At 67.2% G+C, this 5,914-nt stretch carries 5 protein-coding genes; 2 read left to right on the top strand and 3 right to left on the bottom strand.

All coding sequences use genetic code 11. The features are described 5' to 3' along the window. The coding region (locus LPZ50_RS20525) for a methyl-accepting chemotaxis protein (RefSeq protein ID WP_230664454.1) at positions 1-1,595 on the bottom strand (1,595 nt) is incomplete at its 3' end. An 80-nt stretch (positions 1,596-1,675) separates the two neighbouring features. Continuing rightward, complete coding sequence (locus tag LPZ50_RS20520; RefSeq protein ID WP_230664452.1) at positions 1,676-2,596, bottom strand: LysR substrate-binding domain-containing protein; 921 nt, start codon at positions 2,594-2,596, stop codon at positions 1,676-1,678. A gap of 120 nt (positions 2,597-2,716) precedes the next feature. Here LPZ50_RS20520 and LPZ50_RS20515 point away from each other — a divergent pair, with 120 nt between their 5' ends. Further along, positions 2,717-3,877 (top strand): acyl-CoA dehydrogenase family protein, encoded by a 1,161-nt coding sequence (locus tag LPZ50_RS20515; protein WP_230664450.1) that lies wholly within the window; start codon positions 2,717-2,719, stop codon positions 3,875-3,877. A 9-nt stretch (positions 3,878-3,886) separates the two neighbouring features. Beyond that, on the top strand, positions 3,887-5,260 hold the full coding sequence (locus LPZ50_RS20510; RefSeq protein WP_230664448.1) for an MmgE/PrpD family protein: 1,374 nt from the start codon (positions 3,887-3,889) through the stop codon (positions 5,258-5,260). Positions 5,261-5,408: 148 nt separating this feature from the next. Here LPZ50_RS20510 and rph read toward each other — a convergent pair. Beyond that, on the bottom strand, positions 5,409-5,914 hold a 506-nt coding region (gene rph, locus LPZ50_RS20505; RefSeq protein ID WP_329957685.1), incomplete at its 5' end, for a ribonuclease PH.

Below are 5,914 nucleotides of genomic sequence, written 5' to 3'. Positions count from 1 at the left end.
GCCATGGCGGCAACGGGCGCGGACGCGGGAACCGCGTCGGCTTCCAGGCGAAAGATGGCCACGGCGGTGCGCAACGCGGCGGCCTGGCTTTCCAGCGAGGCCGCCGCCGCCGCGGTTTGCTCGACCATGGCCGCGTTCTCCTGGGTGGCCTGCTCCAGTTGCGCCACGGCGTCGTTCACCGCGCCGATGCCGGCCGCCTGCTCTGCGGCCGCGTCGGTAATGCCGGACACCAGGCGCGTAACCTCGCCCGAGGCCGCCACTGCCTCGTGCACGGTGCGGCCGGCCGTATCGGCCTGCCGCACCCCGTCGTGCACCCGTTGCGTGGCCGCCTGGATCAGGGCGCGGATCTCGTCTGCCGCCTGGGCGCTGCGCTGCGCCAGCAAACGGACTTCGCCTGCCACCACGGCAAAGCCCTTGCCCTGCTCGCCCGCGTGGGCCGCTTCGACCGCCGCGTTCAAGGCCAGGATATTGGTGCGGAATGCAATGCTGTCCACCACCTCGACAATATCCTCAATGCGGCGGGTATCGTCCACGATGTGCTGCATGGCGGCGCTGACCGAACCCATGGCCTGCCCGCCGCGCTCGGCCAGCCGCGCCGCGGCATGGGCCTGGGTGCGGGCCTGGTCGGCATGTTCGGCCGTGGTGTGCACCATGCCCGCCAGAGTGGCGAGGTTGGCCGAGGCGTCCTGCAGGGCGCCCGCCTGCCGGGCGATGCGGTCCGACATCTCGCTGTTGCCCGCGGCGATCTCGCGCGACCCGCCGTGGATTTCCTCCACGCCCCGGCGCACCGCGGCCACCGCGTCCGTCAGCCCCCGCTGCATACGGCGCATGGCCGAATACAGCACGCCGATTTCATTATTGCCGCGCGCCTCGATGGCCGCGCTGAGGTCGCCGTCGGCAATGCGGTCGAAATGAGTGCCCGCCTGGTTCAGCGGCCGCAGCACCGTGCGGCGAAAGGCCAGCCCGAAGCCCAGCCCCAGGGCTCCCACCAGTACCAGCAAAGCCACCGCGGCCATCATGGCGCGGTCCAGCACCGTGCCCGCCCGGGCGACAGCGGCCTGCCCCTGCGCACGCGCATAGGCCTGGAAAGCCCCCACCGCGTCCAGGTAGGCGGTGCTGCGCGCCGGCAGCACTTGCTCGACGATGCGGTTGGCCTCGATGCCGTTCCAGCCCTGCAGCGCCTTGTGCATGGGTTGCAAGGCCTCGGTGGCCAGGCCGGCATAGGCCGCCAGCACGGCTTCGAACAGGGCCGCGCCCTGGCCGCCGGCGTCCGGGTTGGCTTGCAGGCGTTCATGGCTGGCCTGTGCCTGCTGCAAAAGCGCCTGCGCCTGCTGCAGCGCCTGGTTGCGCTGCTCTTCCAGCCCGCCTTCCATGAAAGTCTTGGCGTCGGTCAGCCAGGCGCGGGCCTGGAACAGTTCGCTGTTCAGGTTGCTGAGATCGCTGGCGCGTTCCACATTGCCGCGCCCCAGCGCCTGGATATCGGCGCGGCTGTCCCGCAGCAGGTCGATCGCGCCGGCGGCGGCGGCCACGAACAATGCCACGAATACCGCCAGCATCGCCGACAGCGCCTGGTTCACACTTAGAGTCTTGCGCATAACGCCCCATACGAGAATTCCGCGAAAACCGCGGAAGGCCGGGTAATTATGCGTAACTAACTTGGCAAATTCTTGACATATCAGGGCGTGGCTTCGCGTTCGTGCCCGGGCACGTCCGCCACCAGCATGTCTATCAGTTCCCGCGCGAAAACCGGCAGGGCCGCGCGGTCGCGTACGCAGATCTGCAGTTTGCGCAGCGCCCATTCGTCGGTCAGGGGGACGATGGCGATGTTCAGGGTGCGCGCGAAGCGCTGCGCCACCGACTCGGGAATGACGCCTATGCCCACGCCGGTTTCTATCATGCGGCACACGGCCTCGAAGTTGCCGACCTCGATGCGGAACTTGAATGTGCGCCCCAGGGCAGCGGCGGCCTGCACCAGGAAGGGATGGATGGCACTCCATTCGGACAGGCCGACGTAGTCGTCTCCGAGTGTGTCGGCGAACGCCACGGCGGGTTCGCTGGCCAGGGGATGGCCGGCCGCCGTCACCAGCACCAGGCGGTCTTTGCGGTACGGAATGAACTGCAGGTTCTGGTCGGCCGTGCAACCCGCCACGATGCCCAGGTCGGCCGAACCCTCGGCCACGGCCCGCACTACCAAGTAACTAAGGCGTTCGCGCAGTTCAACGTTGACGTCCGGATGGGCGGCCAGGAAGCGCCCCAGCACCGCCGGCATGAATTCCGTCATGGCGGTGGTGTTGGCGAGCACCCGGACATGGCCTTTCACGCCACGGGCGAATTCCTGCATGTCGCCGCGCAACTGCTCAACCTGCCGCATGACGGTGCGCGCATGGCGCGTAAAGGCTTCGCCCGACGGCGTCAGGGTCACCCCCTGGCTGGTGCGGTACAGCAACTGCGTGCCGAAATACTCTTCCAGGTTCTTGATGCGCGTGCTGGCCGCCGGCAACGACAAATGGGTTTTCTCGGCGCCGCGGGTCAGACTATGCCAGTCGCCGACGTGCACCATCAACTGCAGATCGGTCAGATCGAAATGCCCCGCCATGTATTCCCCTGCTTCGGCAATTGCTAACCCGGTATTAAGCAATCATAAATTGGCAAGCCGGCCCGGATTACGGCAAAGTGCCTGGATTATCTATAAGCCTCATCATAGACTTTTCCCGACATGTCAGACTCCAATCACGATTTCCAGGACATCCGCGAAGCCGTCCGCGACCTGTGCTCCCAGTTTCCCGGCGAATACTTCCGCAAAATCGACGAAGAACGCGGCTACCCCGAAGAATTCGTGCGCGCCCTGACCGAAGCCGGCTGGCTGGCGGCGCTGATCCCCCAGGAATATGGCGGATCGGGCTTGGGGCTGACCGAAGCCTCGGTCATCATGGAAGAAATCAACCGCAGCGGCGGCAATTCGGGCGCCTGCCACGGCCAGATGTACAACATGGGCACGCTGCTGCGCCATGGTTCGGAAGCGCAAAAACGCGAGTACCTGCCGCGCATCGCCAATGGTGAACTGCGCCTGCAGTCCATGGGCGTTACCGAGCCCACCACGGGCACCGACACCACCAAGATCAAGACCACTGCCGTGCGCCGCGGCGACCGCTATGTCATCAATGGCCAGAAAGTGTGGATTTCGCGGGTGCAGCATTCCGACCTGATGATCCTGCTGGCGCGCACCACGCCGCTGGACCAGGTTACCCGCAAGTCGGAAGGCATGTCGATTTTCCTGGTAGACCTGCACCACGCCGTGAAAAACGGCATGGAAGTGCGCCCCATCCCCAATATGGTCAACCACGAGACCAACGAACTGTTCTTCGACAACCTGGAAATTCCGGCCGAGAACCTGATCGGCGAGGAAGGCAAGGGGTTCAAGTACATCCTGGACGGCCTGAACGCCGAACGCACCCTGATCGCCGCCGAATGTATCGGCGACGGCTACTGGTTCGTGGACAAGGTGGCCGCCTATGCCAAGGAACGCATGGTGTTCGGCCGCCCCATCGGGCAGAACCAGGGCGTGCAGTTTCCCATCGCCCGGGCCCACATCAATGTGGAAGCCGCCAGCCTGATGCGCTACGAGGCCTGCCGCCTGTTCGACGCCCACAAGCCGTGCGGCGCGCAGGCCAACATGGCCAAGCTGCTGGCGGCCGACGCGTCCTGGGAAGCCGCCAACGCCTGCCTGCAGTTCCACGGCGGGTTCGGCTTCGCCACCGAATACGACGTGGAACGCAAGTTCCGCGAAACCCGCCTGTACCAGGTGGCGCCCATTTCCACCAACCTGATTCTTTCCTACGTGGCCGAGCATGTGCTGGGCCTGCCCCGTTCATTCTGACCGCAGCCCATGACCACCACTGCTCACCCCCACCCCAGCGCCGCGCTGGCCGAATTCGCCGCCGGGCTGCGCTTTGAAGACATTCCGGCGCCGGTATTGCGGCGCGCCGAAGACCTGCTGCTGGACACGCTGGGTTCCATCCTGGCGGGCGCCGGTGCCCGCGCCGTGCAGGCCATCGAACGCTATGCCGCGGCCATGGGCCCGGCCGAAGGCCCGTCGCAGGTGCTGATCACGCGGCGCCAGACCTCGCCGCTGTTTGCCGCCATGGTGAACGCCGCGGCCGCCCACGTGGTCGAGCAGGACGACGTGCACAATGGCTCGGTGTTCCACCCCGCCGCGGTGGTGTTCCCCCCTGCCCTGGCCGTGGCCCAGGCCCTGGGCCGTTCAGGCAAAGACCTGCTGGTAGCCGCGGTGGCCGGCTACGAAGTGGGCATCCGCGTGGGCGAATACCTGGGGCGTTCGCACTACAAGATCTTCCACACCACCGGCACGGTAGGCACCGTGGCGGCAGCCGTCACGGTGGGCCGCCTGCTGGGCCTGAACGCCGAACAAATGCTGCATGCCCTGGGCTCGGCCGGCACGCAGGCCGCCGGCCTGTGGGAATTCCTGCGCGACGCGGCCGATTCCAAGCAGCTGCATACCGCCAAGGCCGCCGCCGACGGCCTGACCGCCGCCTACCTGGCCCAAGAGGGTTTCACCGGCGCGCGCCGCATCCTGGAAGGCGCGCAAGGCATGGCGGCGGGCATGTCCCAAGATGCCGACCCGGCCCGCCTGCTCGACCGCCTGGGCGAGCGCTGGGCACTGGCCGAGACGTCCTTCAAGTACCACGCTTCGTGCCGCCATACCCATCCGGCGGCCGATGCCCTGCAGCAGGTCATGCGCGAATACAAACTGCAGGTGGGCGACCTGGCACAGGTGGTTACCCACGTGCATCAAGGCGCCATCGACGTGCTGGGCCCCGTGGTCGACCCCAAGACCGTGCACCAGTCGAAATTCTCGATGGGCACCGTGCTGGCCCTGATCGCGCGCAGCGGCCGTGCCGGCCTGGCCGAATTCGACGCGGCCCTGGGCAACCAGGACGTGGCCCAGTTGCGGGAAAAAGTCAGCATGGAACTCGACCCCGAGGTGGATGCCGCCTACCCCGAACGCTGGATCGGCAAGGTTACGGTGCGCACCACCGACGGCCGCGTGCTGCATGGCCGCGTGGACGAACCCAAGGGCGATCCCGGCAACACGCTCAGCCGGCCCGAAATCGAAGCCAAGGCCCTGAGCCTGGGGGTGTATGCGCAAGCCGCCACCGACGCCGAAGTGCGCCGGTTGATCGATACCGTGTGGGGCCTGGAAAGCCTGGCGCGCGTGGAAGCGCTGCTGCCGGCCAGATAGCGGCCTTGATCCTGCTTGGCGGTGTCTGACACGCTAGGTGTCAGACACCCATGGCACTACCTTGACGGGAAAAGCAGGCCGGTCTGCGGGTGTCTGACTCCCCGCCAGGGGTGTCAGACACCGATGTGTGCGCCGGCCAGACCCCTGCCTACGCCAGCGCCGCGCGCTGGGCCCGCACCAGTTGGCCGATGCCCTGCTCGGCCAGGGCCAGCATGGCATCTAGTTCGGCGCGGGTGAACGTGGCGCCTTCGCCCGTGCCCTGCACTTCGACGAAAGCGCCGGCGCCGGTCATGATCACGTTCACGTCCGCATCGCAGGCGGAATCTTCTTCGTAGTCCAGGTCCAGCACGGGCCGGCCGGCCACCAGCCCCACCGACACGGCCGCCACGGCGTCGCGGATGGGGTTGGCGGCCAGGTCGCCACGCCGCATCAGCAGGGCCACGGCATCGGCCGCCGCCACCCAGGCGCCGGTGATGCTGGCGCAGCGGGTGCCGCCGTGCACGCTCAGGCCGTCGACCAGCAGATCGCCGCCGTTGATCGTTTCGAGCACATTGATGCACCGCAGGAAGGTGGACTTGCCGGAGCCGGACGGCCCCACCACCACGACCACCTCGCCCGCGTCGATGTTGAGCGAGATGCCGTCCAGCACCGTGG

Origin of the sequence: Bordetella petrii (assembly GCF_020991325.1) — a bacterium.
GTDB lineage: Bacteria > Pseudomonadota > Gammaproteobacteria > Burkholderiales > Burkholderiaceae_B > Bordetella_A > Bordetella_A petrii_E.
The sequence above is the reverse complement of the archived record's forward strand: the minus strand, read 5'-3'. Positions and strand labels throughout refer to the sequence as shown.

Bases quoted from the DNA above. Each gene is read 5' to 3' on its own strand.
- LPZ50_RS20510 (WP_230664448.1), top strand. From the start codon at position 3,887: ATGACCACCACTGCTCACCCCCACCCCAGCGCCGCGCTGGCCGAATTC.
- LPZ50_RS20520 (WP_230664452.1), bottom strand. From the start codon at position 2,596: ATGGCGGGGCATTTCGATCTGACCGATCTGCAGTTGATGGTGCACGTC.
- LPZ50_RS20515 (WP_230664450.1), top strand. From the start codon at position 2,717: ATGTCAGACTCCAATCACGATTTCCAGGACATCCGCGAAGCCGTCCGC.